This window comes from Streptomyces alkaliphilus (genome assembly GCF_014141535.1).
In the GTDB taxonomy this organism is placed as follows: Bacteria; Actinomycetota; Actinomycetes; order Streptomycetales; family Streptomycetaceae; genus Streptomyces; species Streptomyces alkaliphilus.
Genome location: NZ_VKHT01001255.1, coordinates 1 through 1,226 on the forward strand (window position 1 = coordinate 1; position 1,226 = coordinate 1,226).

Annotated in this window: 2 protein-coding genes; both read left to right on the forward strand. The window is 71.2% G+C overall.

The genetic code is table 11. The annotated features are described in order from the left end of the window. On the forward strand, positions 1 to 908 hold a 908-nt coding region (locus FNQ90_RS23780), incomplete at its 5' end, for an aldehyde dehydrogenase family protein (RefSeq protein ID WP_182608228.1). A gap of 63 nt (positions 909 to 971) precedes the next feature. Beyond that, complete coding sequence (rpmF, locus tag FNQ90_RS23785) at positions 972 to 1,142, forward strand: 50S ribosomal protein L32 (protein ID WP_182608229.1); 171 nt, start codon at positions 972 to 974, stop codon at positions 1,140 to 1,142. Positions 1,143 to 1,226 lie beyond the last annotated feature (84 nt).

Sequence of the window (1,226 nt, forward strand, 5' to 3'; positions counted from 1 at the left end):
CCGCCACCCCGCTCTCCGCGTTGCTGCTGGGCGAGCTGCTGGCCGAGACCGAGCTGCCGGAGGGGGCCTGGAGCGTGCTGCCGGTGCCCAACGAGGCGATGCCGGAACTGGTGCGCGACGAGCGGCTGCCGATCATCTCCTTCACCGGTTCGGCCGCGGTGGGCTGGTCGATCCTGGACTCGGTGCCGCGCAAGCGGGTCACCCTGGAACTGGGCGGCAACGGCGCGGCGATCGTGCTCGCCGACTGGGCCGGTGAGGAGGATCTGGAGTGGGCCGCCCGCCGGATCGCCACCTTCTCCAACTACCAGGGCGGCCAGTCCTGCATCTCGGTGCAGCGCGCGATCGTGCACGAGTCGGTGTACGACCGGCTGCTGCCGCGGCTGGTCGCGGCGGTGGAGGAGCTTCCCACCGGCGATCCGATGGATCCCGCCACGCAGGTGGGACCGCTGATCGACGAGAACGCCGCCCGGCGGGTGGAGTCCTGGGTCGAGGAGGCGGTGGCCGGTGGCGCGAAGCTGCTCACCGGTGGCGGTCGGGATGGTGCCACGGTCGCCCCGGTGGTGTTGGAGAACGTCCCGAAGGACTCGCGGCTCGGCTGCGAGGAGGTCTTCGGCCCGGTGATGTCGGTGACCCGGGTGCGGGACGAGGAGGAGGCGTTCGCCGTCGCCAACGACTCGAAGTACGGCCTCCAGGCGGGCGTGTTCACCCATGACGTGCAGGCGGCGTTCCGGGCCCACCGGGCGCTGGAGGTGGGAGGCGTGGTCATCGGGGACGTGCCCTCCTACCGTGCCGACCAGATGCCCTACGGCGGGGTCAAGGAGTCGGGCGTGGGCCGGGAGGGGGTGCGGTTCGCGATGGAGGACTACACCTACGAGCGGGTCATGGTGCTGACCGGTCTGGAGTTGTGAGGGCGGGCGGAGCGGCGCACACCCCCGCACAGCTGACAATCGTTTTCGTGTAGGCTGCTCGGCATGGCCGTTCCCAAGCGCAAGATGTCCCGCAGCAACACCCGTCACCGTCGGGCGCAGTGGAAGGCGACACCGCCGGATCTGGTGCCGCTGACGATCGAGGGACGCGAGTACCTGGTGCCGCGCAACCTCGTCCCCGCCTACCGACGGGGTCTGCTCACCCCGGAGGACTGAACGGGGGCGCGGTCACCGGGTATCCGGGGGAGGTCCGGTGACCGGGAACGGGGCCGGGCCCGAACGGATCACACCGTTCGGGCC

What these genes read in the sequence shown, in the direction of transcription:
- rpmF (WP_182608229.1), top strand. Translation starts at nt 972, where the DNA reads ATGGCCGTTCCCAAGCGCAAGATGTCCCGCAGCAACACCCGTCACCGT.